At 54.2% G+C, this 21370-nt stretch carries 17 protein-coding genes and 1 tRNA gene; 8 read left to right on the plus strand and 10 right to left on the minus strand.

Annotation, left to right across the window (positions count from 1 at the left end; translation table 11 throughout):
- The 4 genes from PMI41_RS13570 to PMI41_RS13585 all read left to right on the plus strand — a co-directional run.
- On the plus strand, positions 1-620 hold a 620-nt coding region (locus tag PMI41_RS13570), incomplete at its 5' end, for an HAD-IC family P-type ATPase (protein WP_008125673.1).
- Between the two features lie 11 nt (positions 621-631).
- The gene (gene kdpC / locus PMI41_RS13575) at positions 632-1201 is read left to right on the plus strand and encodes a potassium-transporting ATPase subunit KdpC (protein ID WP_008125675.1); all 570 of its coding nucleotides are present in this window, start codon (positions 632-634) and stop codon (positions 1199-1201) included.
- Between the two features lie 13 nt (positions 1202-1214).
- Positions 1215-3905 (plus strand): sensor histidine kinase KdpD, encoded by a 2691-nt coding sequence (locus PMI41_RS13580; protein ID WP_008125676.1) that lies wholly within the window; start codon positions 1215-1217, stop codon positions 3903-3905.
- Complete coding sequence (locus tag PMI41_RS13585) at positions 3902-4588, plus strand: response regulator (RefSeq protein WP_008125677.1); 687 nt, start codon at positions 3902-3904, stop codon at positions 4586-4588. Before PMI41_RS13580 ends, PMI41_RS13585 begins: the two co-directional genes overlap by 4 nt.
- Before the next feature lie 242 nt (positions 4589-4830).
- Here PMI41_RS13585 and PMI41_RS13595 read toward each other — a convergent pair whose 3' ends face one another.
- The 3 genes from PMI41_RS13595 to PMI41_RS13605 all read right to left on the minus strand — a co-directional run bounded on the left by PMI41_RS13595 (position 4831) and on the right by PMI41_RS13605 (position 7572).
- Positions 4831-5667: a glycosyltransferase family 2 protein gene (locus tag PMI41_RS13595; protein ID WP_008125678.1), complete on the minus strand. Its 837-nt coding sequence runs from the start codon at positions 5665-5667 to the stop codon at positions 4831-4833.
- Between the two features lie 114 nt (positions 5668-5781).
- Positions 5782-7371, minus strand: a complete 1590-nt coding sequence (locus tag PMI41_RS13600; RefSeq protein WP_157179390.1) for a glycosyltransferase family 39 protein — start codon at positions 7369-7371, stop codon at positions 5782-5784.
- A gap of 124 nt (positions 7372-7495) precedes the next feature.
- Positions 7496-7572, minus strand: a tRNA-Pro gene (locus PMI41_RS13605).
- A 186-nt stretch (positions 7573-7758) separates the two neighbouring features.
- On the opposite strand from PMI41_RS13605, the gene PMI41_RS13610 reads away from it, so the two are divergent.
- Positions 7759-10002 carry an AGE family epimerase/isomerase gene (locus PMI41_RS13610; RefSeq protein WP_008125680.1) on the plus strand — a complete coding sequence of 748 codons (2244 nt, stop codon included), beginning with the start codon at positions 7759-7761 and terminating at the stop codon, positions 10000-10002.
- Between the two features lie 178 nt (positions 10003-10180).
- Here the strand turns inward: PMI41_RS13610 and betB are convergent, their stop codons facing one another.
- The 4 genes from betB to betI are packed head-to-tail and all read right to left on the minus strand — an operon-like array spanning position 10181 to position 15475.
- Positions 10181-11644: a betaine-aldehyde dehydrogenase gene (gene betB, locus PMI41_RS13615; protein WP_008125682.1), complete on the minus strand. Its 1464-nt coding sequence runs from the start codon at positions 11642-11644 to the stop codon at positions 10181-10183.
- Between the two features lie 45 nt (positions 11645-11689).
- A complete protein-coding gene (gene betA / locus PMI41_RS13620; protein ID WP_193372096.1) occupies positions 11690-13339 on the minus strand; it encodes a choline dehydrogenase in 1650 nt (549 codons plus the stop codon).
- Positions 13340-13346: 7 nt separating this feature from the next.
- Complete coding sequence (betC, locus tag PMI41_RS13625; RefSeq protein ID WP_008125686.1) at positions 13347-14867, minus strand: choline-sulfatase; 1521 nt, start codon at positions 14865-14867, stop codon at positions 13347-13349.
- Complete coding sequence (betI, locus tag PMI41_RS13630) at positions 14864-15475, minus strand: transcriptional regulator BetI (RefSeq protein WP_008125688.1); 612 nt, start codon at positions 15473-15475, stop codon at positions 14864-14866. Before betI ends, betC begins: the two co-directional genes overlap by 4 nt.
- Positions 15476-15627: 152 nt before the next feature.
- On the opposite strand from betI, the gene PMI41_RS13635 reads away from it, so the two are divergent.
- On the plus strand, positions 15628-16794 hold the full coding sequence (locus PMI41_RS13635) for an acetyl-CoA acetyltransferase (protein ID WP_008125691.1): 1167 nt from the start codon (positions 15628-15630) through the stop codon (positions 16792-16794).
- On the opposite strand, the gene PMI41_RS13640 is transcribed toward PMI41_RS13635, so the two are convergent.
- On the minus strand, positions 16787-17464 hold the full coding sequence (locus PMI41_RS13640) for a class I SAM-dependent methyltransferase (protein ID WP_008125693.1): 678 nt from the start codon (positions 17462-17464) through the stop codon (positions 16787-16789). The two genes, PMI41_RS13635 and PMI41_RS13640, sit on opposite strands and share 8 nt — an antisense overlap.
- A gap of 146 nt (positions 17465-17610) precedes the next feature.
- Positions 17611-18291, minus strand: a complete 681-nt coding sequence (locus PMI41_RS13645; RefSeq protein ID WP_052025899.1) for a DUF3750 domain-containing protein — start codon at positions 18289-18291, stop codon at positions 17611-17613.
- 149 nt (positions 18292-18440) lie between these two features.
- Here PMI41_RS13645 and PMI41_RS13650 point away from each other — a divergent pair, with 149 nt between their 5' ends.
- Positions 18441-19463 (plus strand): asparaginase, encoded by a 1023-nt coding sequence (locus tag PMI41_RS13650; protein ID WP_040854906.1) that lies wholly within the window; start codon positions 18441-18443, stop codon positions 19461-19463.
- Here the strand turns inward: PMI41_RS13650 and PMI41_RS13655 are convergent.
- Positions 19456-20811, minus strand: coding sequence for a TIGR03808 family TAT-translocated repetitive protein (locus PMI41_RS13655; protein ID WP_008125699.1), 1356 nt, complete (start codon positions 20809-20811; stop codon positions 19456-19458). The genes PMI41_RS13650 and PMI41_RS13655 overlap by 8 nt on opposite strands.
- Before the next feature lie 84 nt (positions 20812-20895).
- On the opposite strand from PMI41_RS13655, the gene PMI41_RS13660 reads away from it, so the two are divergent.
- The gene (locus PMI41_RS13660) at positions 20896-21369 is read left to right on the plus strand and encodes a GreA/GreB family elongation factor (protein ID WP_008125701.1); all 474 of its coding nucleotides are present in this window, start codon (positions 20896-20898) and stop codon (positions 21367-21369) included.
- The last annotated feature ends 1 nt before the right edge of the window (position 21370 follow it).

A 21370-nucleotide genomic window follows, 5' to 3' on the forward strand; every position in this document is an offset into this window, starting at 1 on the left:
CGGCTGCCGCCATAGCTTCGGAAGCTGGCGTCGATGATTTCATGGCAGAGGCCACGCCGGAACAGAAGCTTGCTTATATCCGCAAGGAGCAGCAGGGCGGGCGGCTTATCGCCATGTGCGGCGATGGCACCAACGATGCGCCAGCACTGGCACAGGCCGATGTCGGGGTTGCCATGCAGTCCGGTACGCAGGCTGCACGCGAGGCTGGGAATATGGTCGATCTCGATTCCAGCCCGACAAAGCTCATCGAGATTGTCGAGATCGGCAAGCAGATCCTGATGACACGCGGATCGCTGACGACATTCTCGATAGCCAATGACGTGGCAAAATACTTCGCTATCATCCCGGCGCTGTTTGTCGTGACATATCCGCAGCTTGGCGCACTGAACATCATGGGACTGAACTCGCCACAATCGGCGATCCTGTCGGCGGTGATCTTCAATGCCCTGATCATCATCGCGCTAATACCGCTTGCCCTGAAGGGTGTTTCATACAAGCCGGTCGGCGCGTCGGCTCTCTTGCGGCGCAATCTGCTGGTTTATGGCGTTGGCGGGCTGCTCGTGCCGTTTGTGGGCATCAAGGCGATCGACGTGATCGTCGCCGCGCTCAATCTCGTTTAAAGGAAACTGCGATGCTAAACCAACTTCGACCAGCAATCGTACTCACACTCATTTTGACTGTTATAACGGGATTGCTTTATCCGCTGGCTGTCACGGGGCTCGGGCAGACACTATTTGCAGCGCAAGCGAATTCAAGCCAGATAAAGCGCGGCGATGTCGTTATCGGTTCAAGCCTGATTGGCCAGAACTTCACCAGCGATATCTACTTCTGGCCGCGACTCTCCGCTACCAGCCCGGACCCCTATAATGCCGGTGCGTCCAGCGGCTCGAATCTTGGCCCGACATCTGCAGTGCTTGTTGAACGGGTGAAAGGTTCCGTTGAGGCCTTGAAGGCATCAGGTGCGACAGCCGCCATTCCTGCAGATGCGGTGACAAGTTCCGGCTCAGGCCTCGATCCGGATATCTCCGTGGACTATGCCATGCTGCAGGTCGCGCGTGTTGCACGGGCACGCGGACTGTCGCCTGAACAGGTTTCTCAACAGGTCAAAGCCAATACGCGACAAGCTGTGCTTGGTATATTCGGTGAAGTTGGGGTAAACGTTCTGGCGCTGAACATGGCGCTCGACGATCTGAAGAAATAACTCCGAGGCATTTATGGCCGAATACGGTCACCGACCTGACCCTGATAAATTGCTGGAGCTTGCCGCACGTGAAAAGCGCGGCAAGCTTACTGTGTTTCTTGGCGCTGCCCCCGGCGTTGGCAAAACCTATGCTATGCTGCAGCGGGCACGCCGGTTGAAGGAAGATGGGGCTGACATTGTCATTGGCCTTGCCGAAACGCACGGGCGCAGCGAAACAGCAAGCCTTCTCGACGGCCTTGAAGTGCTGCCCCGCAAACAGATCAATTATCGCGGTCGTCCGCTCGAAGAATTTGATCTGGATGCGGCTCTGGCACGCAAACCTAAAGTGCTAGTGGTCGATGAGATTGCCCATACAAATGCGCCCGGTAGCCGTCACCCAAAACGGCATCAGGATATTGAAGAGCTGATCTGGCACGGCATCGATGTCTGGACGGCGATGAATGTCCAGCATCTGGAAAGCCTCACCGATCTGGTGACAAACATCACCGGCGTGAAGGTTCGGGAAACCGTGCCCGATATTGTCATCAAGCGGGCCGATGATGTGCTTCTGGTGGATTTGCCGCCTGCCGAACTCATCGCGCGGTTGAAGGAAGGCAAGATATATCTTCCCGGCAATGCGGAGCGTGCTGCCGAAGGGTTTTTCAAACCGGAAAACCTGACCGCATTGCGCGAACTGGCATTGCGCCGTACTGCAGACCGCGTTGACGATCAGATGATCGATCTGCTGCGGCAAAATGCAATTGAGGGCCCGTGGGCGTCCGGGGAAAGGCTGTTGGTCTGTGTCGGGCCCGACAGCCTTTCCGAAAAGGTAGTGCGCACAGCCAGTCGTCTGGCTTCGGGGTTGAATGCCCGCTGGCTCGTGGTTTCGCTGACCAATGCCAGCACGGCAGGCACCGATGTTGCAGCCAGCCAGCGCATAGACAAGATACTGGATATGGCAGAAAGGCTGGGCGCAGAGACCCGCCGTGTTATCGCCAGAGATTATGTCGAAGAGATTTACCGCTTGTCGCGCCGCGAAAATGTCACGCAGATCGTCGTGGGCCGTCCGAGAACCAAGACATTCTCCAATCCGTTCAAACGTTCCCTGCCGGATGAGATAATGAAGCGCTTCACGGATGTGGGCGTGCACATTGTTACTGGCGATGAGGACGACACGCCTTATGTTCCGCCACGCCCGCAAAGCCGTTCAAGGCTCGAATGGGCGAAGTCCATTGCCATTCCGGTACTGGCAACGGGAGCAACGACGCTTCTTGGTCTTGGGGCCAGCAATGTCGTGCACCTGCAAAACCTGTCCATGCTCTATCTGGTTGCCGTTATCCTTTCGGCAATGTCCAGCGGACGGTTTGCGGCAATCATCGCGGCGGGCTTGTCATTCGTATTGTATAATTACTTTTTCATCGAGCCTGTTCACAATTTGAGCATCGCCAAACCGCATCAACTGTTCTCGCTTATCATATTCCTCGCGGTTGCCTTGATGATCGGCGATCTTGCAGGGCGTCTGCGCGATCAGGTTGCCCGCTCGCGCAATCAGGCAAAGAATACCCAGGCGCTCTATGAGTTCTCCAGAAAACTATCCGGCACAGCGCGGCTGGATGATGTTCTGGTGGCAGGCGCAACCCACCTGCATTCGACGTTGGAAACCGGAGCAGTCATTCTCCTGCCGGAAGATGGCGAGCTTCTTCTCCAGGCCGCATGGCCGCCGGATATGGCACTCGACAGTACGGATATGACTGCAGCGCGTTGGGCCTTCGACAAGAATGAGCGGGCAGGGCAGGACACTGCAACCCTGCCGCAGATTTCCTGGCAGTTTCTGCCGATTGTGACCTCGCACGGCGTTGCGGGCGTGACCGGTATCTCCATGGCTGATCGCTCAGGCTCCTTGAGTGAAAATGAAGACCGTATGCTCACCGCTATTCTCGATCAGACTGCAATCGCAATTGATCGTGCGCTTCTGGTTCGGGAAAATGCCAAGACGGCTGCACTTCAAGAGAGCGAAAAGCTGCACACGGCCTTGTTCTCATCGCTGTCGCATGATCTGAAAACGCCTTTGGCATCCATTACGGGTGCGGTGACGACGTTGCGCCAGCTTGGCAGCAAGATGAGACAGGACAGCCGCGATGACCTGCTGCTTTCAATCGAAGAAGAAGCTGGCCGCCTTACCCGGTTTGTGTCCAACCTGTTTGACATGACGCGTATCGAGGCTGGAACACTGACAATAAAAAGCAGCCCGGTCGATGCGGCTGACGTCATTGTTTCTGCCATAGAGCGCATGAAAAAGCTCAAGCCAGAGGTAACCATAGACACCAGCATCGCATCCGACCTTGCGGTTGTGAGCGGTGAATCGGGGTTGCTGGGGCAGGTGCTGTTTAACCTGCTCGACAATGCCCAGAAATATGGTGGCGACAATCCCATTGCCGTTTATGCCAAGAACGATGCGGGGCGCGTCATCATCAGTGTTACCGATCAGGGAAAAGGCATTCCTGAAAAAGACCTCGACCGCATATTCGAAAAATTCTACCGCCGCGTCAAAAATGATGGCAGGGCGGCGGGAATGGGACTTGGGCTTTCGATTGCCCGCGGTTTCATCGAAACGATGGGCGGTACGATCAAGGCTGAAAGTCCCGCAATCCGCAAACGCGGCACGAGGTTTGTCATCAGCCTTCCCACGATTGAAAAGCCCGGCAACGGCACGGCGGCATCATGAACGAAAACCGAATTCTGGTCGTTGACGACGAACCCCAGATTCAGCGGTTCCTGCATCCCGCACTTACGGCATCGGGTTATGATGTCATGACAGCGGCCACTGCGGCCGATGCTGAACGACTGATCGCAACGAGTGCACCCGATCTTGTTATTCTTGACCTTGGCCTGCCTGACAAGGATGGCAAGGAAGTCATCCGGACTGTCAGGGCATTTTCGGAAGTCCCGATCATTGTATTATCAGCGCGTGATCGTGAGGCGGAGAAGATCGCATCGCTTGATCTTGGTGCAAATGACTATGTCGAAAAGCCATTTGGCATTGGAGAACTGCTGGCCCGGGTTCGCACGGCTTTAAGGCAGAAGGCAGCAGGCACAAGCGTACCATCCGTGTTTGAGAGCAATGGCCTCGTTGTGGATATGGTAAAGCGCGTTGTGATGCTGAATGGCGAAGAGGTTCATCTCACGCGCAAGGAATATCAATTGCTGGTGCATCTTGTTCTTCACCCGGGATTGGTGGTTACGCACCGCCAGCTTCTGGCCTCGGTTTGGGGAGCAGCGCACTTGGAAGATTTGCATTATTTGCGGGTGTTCGTCGGGCAACTGCGTGCCAAGATCGAGCAGGACCCGAACCAGCCCCACTTCATTCGTACGGAACCTGGCGTGGGTTATCGATTCATCGCAAGCTGAGTACTGCATAGCTCATTTGAGCTTCTTGCTGCATCATTTGCATTAAGTTACACAAATCGTATGTCGATACCGTACTGGGTCATAGCTGTAGTTTTCCTTGGGCATTACTGGCCTATCACTCTGACAGGGGCCCTGATTTTTCTGCTGATAGCCAAGTTCGGTACGCGCAAAACGGTTTGGCGGGTTTTCTGGAGTATTTTAGCAATCATACTGATTGCCCCGGTTTTACTCTGGCTCTACGTCTAGTTTTGTGAGTGAACCGGCAATGTGGACTTACCGGTGAGGGAAGCACCGACTGAATTTTCATTTGAGGGCAATTCAAAGGCTTCAGCAGTATCGAACGGCACAAGTTCGCCGCGGGCTTCGCTTATGTTCGGCAATGTTTTTCTCCGCTTCTTCAACCACCAGACGCCGCACAAATCCACGATACCCCGGAGCCCTCTATCGAGAATTCCGTAATTGGATTGGCCGTTGAGGCGCGGGCGGTCCACCACTTCAACATGTACAACACCAAAGCCTTCGCGCATTACAAGCGCCGGAAGATATCGATGCCAGCCATCGAAGAATGGCAATTCACGAAAGAGCTTTGTATGGACTGCCTTGAGGCCGCAACCACTATCGCGCGTCTTGTCTTTCAGGATGGCTTCTCTGAGCCCGTTTGCGAATTTGGAGGCCAGTTGTTTCAATCTGCTGTCGGTTCTTTTCAAACGCTGTCCTGCTGCAATTCCGATACTTGGCCCGGCCGACACCAACGCATCTACGAGGCGAGGAATGTAAACAGGATCGTTCTGTCCGTCGCCATCCATCGTAACGACAATCTCGCCTTTCGCAGCGAGGACACCGGTGCGCACAGCCGCGCTCTGTCCTGCAGATTTGTCGTGACGAATATGGCGCAGGGGCCTGCCTGCCGTGATTCGCTCATGCAATATGGCGGCGGTCGAATCTGTTGAACCGTCGTCGACCACGATCACTTCGTAGGTACGACCATGCATTGCGCTATCAACCTCATCAAGCAGAACGGGAAGATTCTTACACTCATTCTTTGAAGGGATCACTATTGTGACGGCGCGAGTAATCAAATCCGTTGGTCCTTCACGTTCGATTAGACTTCGCGTAGGGACGCGCAATGATTTGCACGGGACCCTATGCAAACTCGGACTGTGAGACTACCAACTGACTACAACCTGAACGGGTTAGGGTGCTATGAAATAGCTCACATCCTCTTTGACGTCAGGGTAGTATTTATATTTTAAACTGATGTGACGAACATTATGAGGCAGGTTTACGCCTGTTGAGGCGAGGAATTGGACCAGATTTGAATTCGGCTCGGTTCCAAACCATACGACCAGCGCAGGTCTGTTCAATCGCAATTTTGCATTGGGCATTTCCAGATGTACTGGATTGATGGATGTGTCGAAGAGGCGCAGATTGCCGGGTAGTTGAGGGCTATTGGAAACAACGGACCGATAGTCAGCTTCGGCTCTCGTTATGTTGAAAAGCTCCGCATAATCCAGTTGGCCTATCGAGGGCGCATTTCCATCTCTGGCGTATAGCCTGTTAACAGCAAGCGATGGAATGACAATCAAGGCGCAAAACACTCCTGCAAGTGCAAAATTTCGCAGGTACCGTTCGTCGGCGACACGATGCCCGATAATTATAGAGAGGCCAAGCGGAGTGAGAAAAAGAATGGGCTGCAGCCATCGATCCTTGACCTCGGCGGCTCCACTAAAAATAACCCCAAGCAGGACGAGCAACAAAGCAATCAATAAGGTCCTAATGACCAAAAGTTCAGCATTATCATAGACTTTCTTCGCCGAATTTTTTTCAGTTTTTGCTATTGCGAGTATTAATCCAAAACAAACCAATGCGACGCCTGAGAACAGAGCGCTATTTGACAACAGTCGCCATATGCCATGAACCCGGCTGCTGAAAAATTGACCACCCTCATTGGCTTGAAACTTGTGTGTTCTGGCCAGCAAATTTTCGGTGTGGCTAACTGCCCAAAAGACTGTTGGGGCAATACACAGCGCAAACGCCAGAACCGTGGCTATACTTTTTGCTGACAGCACGACTGAACGATATCCTGGTATGGTCAATGCAGCGGCCACAAGAGCGCTCATGAAAAAGATCGCATTGAATTTCCCAAGCAATCCTGCCGCAATTGCAACCCCGAACATCGTTGCAGCAAACCAGGATCGCGACTTCATGTACCATGCAAAAGTCAAAAAGGCCCAAGCACAACCGGCTGTGCCACCTACAGAATGCGTGAGGGTTCTTTGCGACTCCCAAGCGATCTGTGGAAGCAGGAAGACACCCAGCATACCTGCCGTTGCGACTGCTCTTGGTAGGTTAAGTAAACGCGCGCCGAAATATATGCTGGCATACGTGCTTGCCAGCATCGAAAACTTGACCAAATAGACTGTAAACAGACTGATTCCAAAAAGGCTGCTGGCGAGGTTATTAATCCACGTATAAAGCGGCGGTTGAGAACCGCCATAACCCCATTGCAGCGCACCCATGTAGGCTAGCTGTTCCGCATCATCCACACCTGCGCCATTCGATATTCCAGTGAGGTAAAAAACCTGGAACGTAAAATACAATAAAATAAACAGTAGTCCTGGGCTGCGAGACACCAAATTCACAATGGAAACCGGGACGGATTGCTTTGGTACTGGGTTAAATGGCATGACGATTATCGAAGCTGAGACAATGGCTTTTTCTATCAGACATTGCATTTCAGTAAAGTGTGGGTTCTGCTTGGGAAAGGCTACTCGCTGTTGCACCGATCGACGGGTTGCTTTCCGGTAGCAAACTGGCGTGACATGCATATGTCTAAGAGATTAACGCTGAAATAGCACTGGCACCCTCATCAGCGGTGGTGCGAAGTTTAAAAATTCTGGTGAATTCTGGTCGGAGTGAGAGGATTCGAACCTCCGACCCCGTCGTCCCGAACGACGTGCGCTACCAGGCTGCGCTACACTCCGTGACCAGTGAGCGCGGTTTATAACGCTGAGATTTGCGGGCTGCAAGCCGTTTGCGAAGCACTTTTTTAATTATAGCAACGCGAATATTGCCTTGTTTGAATAAGTGCCGCTTTGTGTATGGGATCATTAGGATAAGTCTTGTATTCATTACAAGAAGTTCTGAAATGCTGCAGTGACGGGGAATAAATGACAACCGAAAAAGCAACCATCATCAGCTTCGTCATGAGCGGCGGTGTCGGCTCAAGACTTTGGCCATTGTCGCGCGAAGATTTTCCCAAGCAATTCCATAATTTGTCGGGGCAGGGCTCCATGCTCCTGCGCACTATCAAGCGTATGGCAGCACGCAGCGAGACCGCAGTTCCTGTTTATCTGCTCGCATCCGAGCGTCATTCGGACCGGATCAATCAGGACTTGGCGGGAATCGATCTTGCGGGCGGACGTCCCATCCTTGAGCCTATGGGGCGTAACACCGCTTCGGCGGTGGTGCTGGCGACCGAAGTAACATTGCGCGAGCACGGCGACGACCTGGTGCTGGTCGTGCCTTCGGATCACGAAATTACAACTGACCGCGATTTCTGGAATAGTGTTGAAGCGGGGGTCGATGCAGCCAAAGCAGGGCGCATTGTTGTGTTCGGTATCAAGCCGGATCGCCCTGAAACCGGATTTGGCTATATCGAAGTCGGCCCCGAAGACGCGCAGACGCGCGATGTCATACGCTTCGTCGAAAAGCCGAATGAAGAGACGGCAACGAAATATCTGGCATCAGGCAACTTCCTTTGGAATGCCGGTATTTTCCTGTTTCGTGCCAGTGTCATGCGCGATGCCTTCAGAAAGCATGCGGCGGAAATCTGGGACAAGGCCGTTGCGGCGCTGGATGAAGCGAGCACCAATATCTCCGGCACTTATCTGCCACATGATCTTTATGCCGCTGTGCCCTCCATATCCGTCGACTATGCCATCATGGAGCACGCAAAAGATATTGCGCTGGTGCCCGCGAAATTCCGCTGGAACGACCTCGGTTCCTGGCAGTCTCTGTTGGAGGTCGGGTCGGTTGATGGCAATGGTAACGTGCTCGTTGGCGATGTTGTCGCCATTGATTGCGAGCATAGCTATCTGCGTAGTGAGGGTCGATTGCTCTCGGCTGTTGGCTTGCGTGACACGGCTGTCGTTGCGACGGCAGATGCTACATTCGTCGCGCCTGTCAATGAGAGTCAAAATGTCAGGAAAATTGTTGAACAGCTTGAAAAGACTGGCAGACTTGAAACGAAGTTTACGCCTTCACAGGATCGGCTTCCGCAGGTCGGCGCCTATGGCAATCGCGTGCGGCACTGGCTTTTTGATGAAACGCTGCCACTCTGGTCAACAGTTGGCGTTGACACGCGTCATGGCGGTTTTCACGAAGCCATGTCTTTCGATGCCATCCCAATCAACAAGACCAAACGCATGCGGACTATGGCGCGGCAAATCTACGCCTTCGCCGTGGCCAAGGAAATGGGCTGGGATGGTCCCGCACAGGATCTTATCGAACATGGTCTGAGTTTCATCACCAAGGGGCGCACGGATCGTGGCGGCTGGGTAAAGACCTTTAATCCGGACGGCAGTGTCCTGGATGCCTCGGAAGACACTTATGACCAGTCCTTCGTGCTGTTGGCGCTAGCCCACGCGCACAAGGCAGGACACCCGCAGGCATTGACACTTGCCACGGAAACCTTTGCCTTCATCGATGAATATCTTGCGGATTCACGCATGACAGGTTTCCTCGAAATGCCCGATGACAAGGGTTTGCGGCGATCCAACCCGCATATGCATCTCCTGGAAGCATTTCTTGCCTGGTATAATGCGACGGGCAATCGCGATTATCTGCAACGTGCTGCGCGTATCGTCGATCTCTTCCGGCATCACATGTTCGATGCGGAGACGTGGACCCTCGGCGAATATTTCAGCAATGATTGGGATCGTGCGCCGGGCGAGCAGGGCGAATGGACAGAGCCGGGCCATCATTTCGAATGGGCGCATCTCCTGTCGGCATTTGCCGCATCATCGGGACAGAAGGATGCAATCCGTTATGCGCGCAAGCTTTACGCTTCAGCTATTGCCAATGGTCTGAATCGTTCGACTGAACTTGCCTATGGCGCGGTATCGCGGCATGGCTTGCCGCTTGATACGAATTCACGCAGCTGGCCGCAGACAGAAGCCGTGAAGGCCGCAATTGCGCTGGATGGCAATGGTGGACCTGATCTTAAGCCGGAAGTCGAAGCACGTGTGGGTCGCCTGTTCCGCTGGCATATCGAGCCAGCACCAAAGGGCTTGTGGATTGATCTTATCGACCAGACAGGACGTGCCAAAGCCGAAGAGGTTCCAGCTTCGATCTTCTATCATCTGGTCAGTGCCCTGACGCAGTATGTGGATTATGTAGGTAAGCGGCCTTAATAGGGTTTGCAGAATATTCACGCGTGGTTCGACGGGGCTCACCATGAGGAAGGTTGAGGATTGCAGGGAAATGGTTCTGCCACCGCGCAGTGCTATCTCGCAGCTTGCTATGCAGCCCAACCACCTTCCTCATGGTGAGCCCCGTCGAACCACGCATGAGGGAGGTGCAAATCTATCCTCAATAAGGACTTTCCACGTTGCCGGTCTCAACATAGACTGATTTGATCTGGCTGTAATGGTACAGCGCAGCCAGACCGTTTTCGCGGCCAACGCCCGACTGCTTAAAGCCACCGAAGGGCATTTCCACCGGCGCAAGATTATAGGTATTGATCCAGCACGTTCCGGCTTTGAGCTGACTGATTACGCGGTGTGCACGGGACAGATCCTTGGTGAAAACACCTGCCGAAAGCCCGAATTCTGAATCATTGGCACGGGCAACGACTTCCTCCTCGTCGGTGAAGTCCAACACGGCCATGACCGGTCCGAAAATTTCCTCGCGGGCGATCACCATGTCGTCAGTGACGTTGGTGAAAATGGTGGGTTCGACGAAACAGCCACCTTCAAAACCCTGCATCTGCGGCACGCCGCCACCGAAATGCAATGTTGCGCCTTCAGCTTTGCCCTTCTTGATGTAAGACACAACCTTGTCGCGCTGTGCTGCATTGACGAGCGGACCAAGATGAATTTCCGGATCAAGTGGATCACCAAGGCGGATGGCTTTTGTGCGGGTCGTCAGCCGGTCAAGGAATTGATCCTTGATGCCGCTTTGCACGAAGACGCGGGTGCCGTTGGAGCAGACCTGTCCGGTCGAATAGAAATTACCGAGAAGCGCGCCGCCAACAGCGTTTTCCACGTCCGCATCGTCAAAGATGATCAGAGGGGATTTGCCGCCAAGCTCCATTGTGGCGTGCTTCATGTGGGAGCCAGCCTGCGCAAGGACGCGCTTGCCGGTAGGCACGGAGCCGGTGAGCGAGACTTTGGCAACCAGCGGATGGTCAACGAGCTGCGAGCCAACATCGCCAAAGCCTTGAACGACGTTGAATAATCCGTCTGGCAAGCCAGCTTCCTTGTAGACCTCGGCTAGTGCCAAAGCAGAAAGCGGTGTGTTCTCGGACGGCTTGAAAATCATGGCATTGCCCGCTGCCAAAGCCGGAGCGGATTTCCAGCCTGCACCCTGAATGGGATAATTCCACGCGCCGATGCCAACGCAGACGCCCAGTGCTTCGCGGCGCGTATAGGCGTAGGAACCGCCAAGCTCGATCATCTCGCCATTGAAACCGGCAATGATCCCGCCATAGAACTCCAGCGCATCGGCCGCAGATGCTGGATCGGCGACGAGGGTTTCCTGAATGGCCTTGCCGGTATCCAGCGTTTCGATCCTGGCAATCTCTTCGTTGCGGGCCCGAAGAATATCAGCAGCGCGGCGCAGAATGCGGCCACGCTCCACAGGCTTCAAGGCCGCCCATGCGGGTTGAGCCGCCGCCGCCGCCTGTACAGCTTGTTCAATAAGGGCCGGTGTGGCGCCGAACAGCCTGGCGATGATTTCGCCGGTGGCCGGATAATTCACGTCGAGCGGCTTTCCAGCCTTGTCTTCAACAAAGCGGCCATTGATGAAATGCGATGCCTTTGGCTGCGCGCGCATGATGTTCTCCTTGAATTATATAATTAGCATAATGGCATTGCAGCATCATCGATCACTCACTTCCCAGCGTGGATTGATCCAAGGCTCCTGATTAGAGCGGGGCAGTGGGTCGCGACCAAGAATATGATCCGAGGCCTTTTCGCCAGTCATGATGGATGGGCCATTGAGATTGCCGTTGGTTACGCGTGGGAAAATCGATGAATCTGCAACGCGAAGTCCTTCAACGCCAATCACACGGCACTGCGGATCGACGACAGCCATGGGATCGCTTGCCGCCCCCATCTTGCAGGTGCCACAGGGATGGAAAGCGCTTTCCGCATGTTCGCGCAGGAAGTCATCAATCTCATCGTCTGATTGCACGTGAGCCCCCGGAGAAATTTCGCGGCCCCGATAAGGCGTCAAGGCTGCCTGCCCGAAAATTTCACGCGTCAGCCTGACCGCATGGCGAAAATCCGTCCAGTCGTCCGGATGTGACATGTAGTTGAACAGGATTTTTGGTTTTTCGAACGGATCAGAAGAGCGTAGCGTAACACTACCGCGAGATTTTGAACGCATGGGGCCAACATGGGCTTGAAAGCCATGCCCCTTGGCCGCAGCCTTGCCATCATAGCGAATTGCGGCAGGCAGGAAGTGGTACTGGATATCAGGATAATCGACGCCGGGTTTGGAACGGACAAAAGCAGCAGATTCAAAATGGTTGGTCGCACCATCGCCAGTCTTGAAGAACAGCCATTGCGCGCCGATCAGACCTTTGGAAAACAGACCGAGCTTGGAATTCAGCGTTATGGGTTTCAGGCTTTCCTGCTGGATATAGACTTCCATGTGATCCTGCAGATTCTGGCCCACACCGGGCCGGTCTGCAATAACATCGATGCCATGTTCTTTCAGGTGAGCAGATGGGCCGATACCCGACAGCATGAGCAGCTTTGGCGAATTGATCGATGAGGCCGCGATGATGACCTCACGCCGCGCGCGAATGGTCTCAACCTTACCGCGCCGGGTGATCTCAACACCGACAGCACGTTGATTCTCGATAACCACCCGCCGCGCAAAGCCATTGACGAGATTCACATTTCGGCGTTTCAGGGCAGGGCGAAGATAGGCATTGGCAGCAGACCAGCGGCGGCCATTATGGATGGTCTGTTCCATGGGCCCAAAGCCTTCCTGCTTTGAACCATTATAGTCCTCTGTGACTTCAAACCCCGCTTCCTGTCCTGCTTTGACAAAGGCGTGAAACAGGGGATTGTCGCGCCGTCCGCGCTGGACATGCAGCGGGCCATCCGTGCCGCGCCACCCGGCTTCGCCGCCATGGGAATGTTCCATGCGCTTGAAGTAGGGCAGTACATCCGCATAGGACCATCCAGCCGCGCCGCTTTCTGCCCAGTGGTCAAAGTCGCGGGCGTGGCCGCGCACATAGACCATGCCGTTGATGGAGGATGAGCCGCCAATAACCTTGCCTCGTGGTGTTACCAGCGTGCGTCCACCCAGATGCGGCTCAGGCTCGGAAGTGAAACCCCAATCATAGGTGCTCATGTTCATTGGAAAGGAGAGGGCTGCCGGCATCTGGATAAACGGGCCGATATCTGTGCCACCAAACTCAATGACGATTACCGAATATTTCCCGTCTTCCGACAGGCGATATGCCATTGCAGAGCCTGCCGAACCTGAACCGATAATGACGAAATCTGCTTCCACGATTCTCTCACTCGCCGCGCGGAAAGCGGGCGTTCTCTTCCAGAACATTCAAATCCATGTGATTGCGCATGTAGCGCTCTGAAGCTTTTTGCAGCGGCTGATAATCCCATGGATAATAGGAACCGTTGCGCAATGCTTCGTAGACGACCCAGCGACGCGCTTGACTTTCCCGCACGGCGGCATCGAAGGCCTCGATGTTCCAACGCGCACGTACTTTGGCTGTGAACTCAGTCACCAATTCAGCAAAGACGGGGTCACCTGCAAGATTGATCAACTCATGGGGATCTGATTCAAGATCAAAGAGTTGCGGTGGATCTATCTCACAATGCACGAACTTGTATTTGTCGGTACGTATGCAGACGAGAGGCGCGTTTGAGCCCTCGGCAGCATATTCCATCAGCACAGGGCCCTTGCGATCATTGCCGCTGAAGAGCGGTGTCAAATCCTCGCCATCGGTCCATGGAAGAATCTCGGCAATGTCGATACCAGCAAGCGCGCCAAGCGTCGGGTTGATGTCGAGCGTCGATACGGGTTGGCTGATCAGTTGCGGGGTGATGCCCTTGCCTGCAATCATCAGTGGCACACGTGCAGAACCCTCGAAAAAGTTCATCTTGAACCACAATCCGCGCTCACCCAGCATGTCGCCATGGTCGGACGTGAAAACGATAATCGTATCGTCAAGCATACGGGTCGTTTCAAGGGTTTCGAGAAGTTCTCCCACCTTGTCATCGACATAGGTGATATTGGCCAGATAGCCTTGGCGTGCGCGGCGTACCTGCTCAGGCGTGATATCGAATGCGCCATGATCGCAGGCTTGCAACAGGCGTTGCGAATGCGGGTCCTGATCATCGAACGGGATCGCGCCTACCGAGGGATTGAGCGCCAGTGAATTCTCGTACAGGTCCCAATATTTGCGTCGCGCAACATAGGGGTCATGCGGATGAGTAAACGAGACTGTCAGACACCATGGGCGGCGCGCCGCATCGTCGGAATCGCGCGATAATTGGTACAGCTTCTGACGTGCATGAAATGCAACTTCGTCATCATATTCCATCTGGTTGGTGATTTCGGCAACGCCAGCGCCAGTTACCGAGCCAAGATTGTGATACCACCAATCGATACGTTCGCCGGGCTTGCGATAATCCGGCGTCCAGCCGAAATCAGCTGGGTAAATGTCAGTTGTCAGACGCTCTTCCAGGCCATGCAATTGATCCGGGCCGACAAAGTGCATCTTGCCGGACAGGCCAGTGTAGTATCCGGCGCGGCGCAGATGATGGGCATAGGTCGGGATATCAGAGGCAAATTCCGCCGCATTGTCATAAACGCGAGTGCGCGATGGCAATTGGCCGGACATCAGTGAAGCACGGGCAGGGGCACAAAGCGGCGAAGCGGTATAGGTATTGGCAAAGCGCACAGACCTCGCAGCCAAGGCTTTGAGATGCGGTGCATGGATGAAATCGGCAGGGCCATCCGGAAACAGTGTGCCGTTCAGCTGATCAACCATGATGATGAGGATGTTGGGCTTCATGCGGATGCTCTTGAGTATTTGGCAGGATTGGCTGCAGCAAGTTTTGTGGTCACATAATCTTCCACGAGGGCAATGGCGCTCGCTGCCTCAGGCGCGCCATTGCGTAGCGCGTGGCGGATATAGAGCCCGTCAATCATCGCGCCTGTACCTTCCGCGATCTGGAGGGCAGTCTGACGGTCTGTCAGCTGCTGCAAAGCATAGGCGAGGTTTGAATGCATGCGCCTTGCATAGACCCGCAGCAGGCGGCGCGTTTCGTCTGACTGCTGTGCATGCACATAGAAGGTGAGCCAAGCCGCAATCGTTTGTGGTGCGAACTGCGCTGCAGAAAAGTTGACTGCAATAACGGCGGCGATGCGCGCGGCGGGCGTATGCGCGCCATGAAGGGCGCTGAGGAGATCCTGCCCGAGTTCATTGAGCAAATGCCGCATGGTTGCGAGGATCAATTGCTCTTTGCCGCCGAAATAGTGATGTGCCAAGGCAGCCGACACGCCCGCTTCCTGCGCGATCTGTGCGACAGTTACATCCAACGAACCGCGCTCACCGATGGTGCGGATAGCGGCATCAATCAGCGCCCGCTTACGCAGTGGCTCCATTCCAATTTTTGGCATGAAAGTTCCTTCCTCAACGCCAAGATTATTATTGATTGACTGATCAATCAATAAAAAAATTATGTGAAATTTACGTATTTATACGGCATTTACCTTCAAGCCACGCAGGTTCATGCTTAACTCAAGGACAGGACATTTTGTGGAGGAATGAAATGACAGCCTGCATCGTTGGTTGGTCGCATTTGCCCTTTGGCAAGCTTGAAAGCGAAACGGTCGAAACATTGATTGTGAAAGCGGCGCTGGGCGCGCTTGAACATGCGGGCATCGGCCCGGAAGATGTTGATGAAATTGTATTGGGTCACTTCAATGCAGGTTTTTCGCCGCAGGATTTCACTGCAAGTCTGGTGCTGCAGGCGAGCGATGCTTTCCGTTTCAAGCCTGCTACACGCGTTGAAAACGCCTGCGCAACCGGTTCTGCTGCCGTGCATCAGGGTATCAAGACAATTCGTGCCGGTGCGGCAAAGGTGGTGCTTGTCGTTGGTGTCGAGAAAATGACATCGACGCCCGGCCCGGAGATTGGCAAGAACCTTCTGAAGGCTTCTTACCTGCCGGAAGAGGGTGACATTCCCGCTGGCTTTGCCGGCGTGTTTGGGCAGATTGCAGCCGCGTATTTCCAGAAATACGGTGATCAGTCGGACGCTCTGGCGGCTATTGCAGCCAAGAACCACAAGAATGGCGTCAATAATCCATATGCGCAAATGCGCAAGGATCTTGGCTATGATTTCTGCCGTCAGGAAAGCGAGAAAAATCCCTTTGTTGCCGGTCCTTTGAAGCGCACTGATTGCTCACTGGTATCTGATGGCGCTGCCGCTTTGGTGCTGACCGATACACAGACGGCATTGAAGATGCGCCGAGCGGTGGCGTTCCGTGCTGCCGCCCACGTGCAGGATTTCCTGCCAATCTCCAAGCGCGACATATTGCAGTTTGAAGGCTGTGCAGAAGGTTGGAAACGAGCGCTCAATCAGGCGGGGGTATCGATTGATGATCTGTCATTCGTTGAAACCCATGATTGCTTCACCATTGCTGAATTGATCGAATATGAGGCAATGGGATTGGCAAAGCCGGGGCAGGGAGCCAAGGTTGCGCTTGAAGGCCAGACAGCCATGGGCGGACGCCTGCCGGTCAATCCATCCGGCGGCCTGAAAGCCAAGGGACATCCCATTGGGGCAAGCGGTGTATCAATGCACGTACTTTCGTCAATGCAGCTGACCGGCGAGGCGGGCGGCATTCAGGTGCCGGATGCGAAGCTGGCAGGCATTTTCAACATGGGTGGCGCTGCTGTCGCCAACTATGTTTCAGTGCTCGAGCGGATCAAGTAGGTTTATAGCCAACCCATCCTTTGAACGTCAGGGCGGCATAAAACAGCTCGATATTGGAGAACCCTGCCTCACGGAGCAGGGCCTCATCCTGTTCAGGTGAAAGCACAGGCAATCGCTCTTTCATCGCCTTGATGCTGTTTTCAGATTGAGCATCCGGCACTCCCGACATAGCGCCGAATGCAGCATAGCGTGCGAGCCACCTATCGAGCTCCCTATCCTTGTTGGGAAAGCTGTGGTGGGCCACGACAAAGGGCGCGCCGGGTTTCAGTCTACGCCAGACCTCACGTAACGTTTGCAACCGCTCCTGCTCCGGCAGGAAGTGAAGTGTAAGAAGGCAGGCCGCAGCATCAAACGGACCTTCCGGTGCGCTGTCGATATAACCCTCGTGGAATTCAGCGCGAGAAGCCAGTGCGCCGAGGTTTACGGTGGCCAGGTGAAGCATCTCGGCTGACGGATCAACGCCGGAAAAGCGCCAATCCGGATGCATCTCAGCCAGCACTTTCAATTCCATTCCACCGCCAGCTCCAAGCACCAGAATACGCGCATCAACAGGAGCGCGCTCGGCCAGAAGCAACCCTGTCATCTGATGGAGATGGCGGAGCCCCGGTACAATACGTTCGGTTCTTGCAACATACTTCGAAACAGCATCGGGATCGGAAAAGGACGACATCAATAACTCCTTGCGCAAAGCCAAACTCCAACCGCAAACGGGTGCGAGGATGGGACCATGCAACTGCACATCATGTAACTATATATGTTACAATAGAGGCTTTGCTTCAAGACGTGCGATGTTCTTTTGAGATGTTTGCTAAGGTCTCAGAAACCAATCCTGCCAAATCCGGGAACTTTAAGTCCCGGATTCAAAATATCCAGACCTGCGACTAACCCCATGAATTGAATCTCGAATCCGCTGCGCACACCTGCCGAAATTCCGACATAGCCAAAGAGATTTGCATGGAAGTTCTTCCAGTCATCATCCACCGCAAGGAACTTTCCTTCCGTGGGAAAATCCCGGCCAACTGCATTGGGAGGCAGGACAATGCCTATCTCCGGCACAGCTCGCAGCACGTGTGCGACGAAGCTGTTTGAGTTGGGGCCGGGCCAGATTACATAGTTGCCGCGATTTGCGTAAGGATAATCGGCGATGGCTTTTTCGATCTGCGGTATCAGCGATACTGCTTGCTGCCCATGAATTTCATGGATGATGGCGGGTCTGTTGGAATACCAGTTTGCATCAGCGTCATAGGCATTCTTGCGCACGGGGTTGCCCCAGCCAACCACATCGTAACGGTCATAATTCGTTGCACCCGAACGCTTCAGCACCAGCCATGTGTGCAAGGAGAGAGCGCCCTTCAGACCACCCGTACGCGCTGCCATGACATAGATCGCGGCCTCATTTGTGGTGGGTTGCGCGAGCAACACGCCGCTTGAACTCCAGTCGGCATCACGCCAGTTTGCTGCGCGGGTCTGGGTCATCCACCATCCGGTTGCTACCATTGCAGGGGCAAGAAAAAGCACGAAGATTGAAAGTGCAAGTCTGCGTATGAATTTGAGCAAGCAGTTTCTCCATTGGAAAGGCGGGCGGAGCACTCTATAACGGCATAAATTCGGGCCGATTTCAGCCCTATTGATGGGAAAATTTAGGTATCATGAGCAATCCGGTTCTGGTGGAAGTTTTTCGGGGTGAAACGGCGGAGAGTCGTCATCGGGGTTCGGTCGTAGTCACAGATGGCGATGGCAAAGTCGTCTTCTCGCTCGGCGATATTGACCGGCCGACATTTCCCCGTTCAGCCATAAAGGCCATTCAGGCTTTACCACTTGTGGAAAGCGGCGCGGCTGATGCTTACGGGTTTGGTGATGAGGAACTTGCCATGGCCTGCGCTTCTCACTCCGGCGAGCAGTTACATGTTGCCAGAGCCAATGACATGCTTGGCCGAGCAGGGCTGGATTCCACGGCTCTCGAATGCGGCTCGCATTGGCCTTTCGAGCAATCCGTATTGATCGACCTTGCCAAGAGCGGTCAGGCACCAACGCCGTTACACAATAATTGCTCCGGCAAACATGCAGGCTTTCTTTGCACCTGCAAACATCTGGGCATCGAAACACAGGGCTATTCCGCGCTGGGGTCTCCGGAGCAGGACATGGTGCGTGACGCCATGCAAAGCGTGACCGGCGCAGCACACACCTTGGATCATTGCGGAACAGATGGCTGTTCCATTCCGACTTATGCAATTCCGTTGCGAAATCTGGCGCATGGTTTCGCACGTATGGCTACAGGAACAGGATTGGAGCCGCAGCGGGCGCAAGCGGCAAGAAGGCTCCTTGATGCGGCGATGGCGGCACCATTCTACGTCGCAGGTACTGGCCGCGCCTGTACCAAGCTTATGGAAATGGCACCCGGACGCATATTCGTGAAAACCGGGGCGGAAGGTGTTTTCGTTGGGGCGCTACCCGAGTTTGGTCTTGGCATTGCAGTCAAATGCGATGACGGTACGACACGAGCTTCGGAAGCAATGATTGCGACAGTGCTTGCACGCATCTATCGCAATGAAGATGAGCTGGAGTCAAAGCTTGATCGTTTTGCAGATCGGGAAATGCGCAACTGGAATGGCGTGACCTTCGGTGTGGTCAGCCCGACAGAAGCGCTGACCGACGCCCTGATCAACTGATACTGTTCCCATCAATTGTCAGGTTGGGGTGCTTTGCCGCGTTCGCGGCGAGATCCTTTACGGTGATCTCGAGCCAGTTGTGGCCGACGATTCCACCGCGCTTTGCACCTTGAACTATGTTACTGGTAACAATAGCAGAGCCTACACCCTTTACGACGCTGACGGCGATACCTTCGCCTGAATTGCGGATGATATTACCGTTGGCAATGAGATTGCGCATATAGGGCCCCCACCCCAACAGGATGCCGTATAGCGGAGCATTTTCGACGACGTTGCCGGTGATCGCGACATCCGCCTCCACACTGATGCCAACTCCGAAATTGGCCGGGGTATCGGGCCCCGGTATGTAGGGTCCTTTGAGGGAAAGGTTACGCACAATATTGCCGCTGCATGTACCCATGCGCCCGCCACTGTCAAAATTGACCATGGATATACCATTCGTGCCGCCATCCACGAGATTATTGGCGATGACAGCGCCCTCAAAAGCGAATTCGGCATAGATTGCAGTCTCACCACTGCCCGTGCAGTTATTGCCGGTAATTTGCAGGCTTTTAGCCGTGTTTGCGCGGATGGCAGAAAAGGCGCAGGAATCGATAACATTGTCGGAAACAATCGCATTATCTGCCCGGAAAATATTGATGCCATTTCCTTGCTGGCCGGTGCCGCCAGCATCGGCCCTGATTTTCGATATTCGATTGCCAGTTACGATTGTTCCGTCGCGGCCCTGCTCATACCGATGCACGATGATGCCGCCATTGCCGCAATTGCCAATCTCATTGCGGGTAATTGTCATGCCGGTTGCATTTGCACTCAAGATCGCAACGTCATTGGCGCCGGAGATGCGGCAATTCTCGATCCGACCAGCGCACTTGAAGAGGTCGATAGCGTTTTTGCGTGCTCCAATGATCTGGCAATCTTCCAAAACGAAATGACTGATATTGCTGGCTTCAATCAGTCCTCTGGTCTCTTTGGCCAAAGGCCGCTTGTCCCCATCGATTATGAGGCCGGAAAGCTGGATATGACCGTCATTTGCACTGATGAAACGCTTGTCACCGCCGAATTGAAGGCGTGTTTTTCCTGATACGCCAGCGATATTGACATAGGACGGAAACTGCAGCCCGGAAACAATGTACGTTCCAGAAGGCAGGAATATCTGCTGTCCCTTGGCCGCCGCCTGCTTCAGTAGCTCGTTGAATTTAGCAGACTGGTCGTCCTTGGAAGCAGGTTTCAAACCGAAGTCTACCGCATTGATGGAGCCAGAGGTTGTATGTGCGCTAACCGAACCGAGAAAAAGTGCGCTTCCAGCGGCGCTGGCAATACCACCTAGAACGAAACGTCTGCTGATCATTTTGAACGTCCATATGTGTAAAGGGAGCAATGCAGCTATTTCATCGCACTTGCTGCATTGCCCCACAATCCCTACCTTAGCCCTATGAGTAGAGCTTTTACCAAAGAAGACGATAGCAATTCATCTATCGATCTCGGCGAACGTCCCATCAGCATGCAACGCAATCTGGTGACAGATGAAGGGCTTGCAATGATTGATGCCGAGCTTGCTGCCGCCCATGCAGAACTGGCCAAGGGAAACGCCAGTGCAGACCGCAATATGATTGCCCGCGCTTCCCGCGATTTGCGTTACTGGTCGGCGCGCCGGGAAAACGCCGAGCTTTCGCATCCGGATCCCGACAGCGATGTTGTACGCTTTGGCATGACCGTCACGATTGCCGATGAGGATGACAAGAGGCAGGTTTGGAAGATTGTCGGCGAGGATGAAGCAGACGCCAGCCACGGTAAAATCTCGCATGTTTCACCCATAGCAAACCTGATGTTCGGCAAGTCAGTCGGCGAAAGTTTTGTTCTGAATGGCCGGGAGTGGGAAATTGTTGGGATGGATGTCTCGCTCTGAC

The sequence above is a fragment of the Phyllobacterium sp. YR531 genome (genome assembly GCF_000282595.1).
GTDB lineage: Bacteria > Pseudomonadota > Alphaproteobacteria > Rhizobiales > Rhizobiaceae > Phyllobacterium.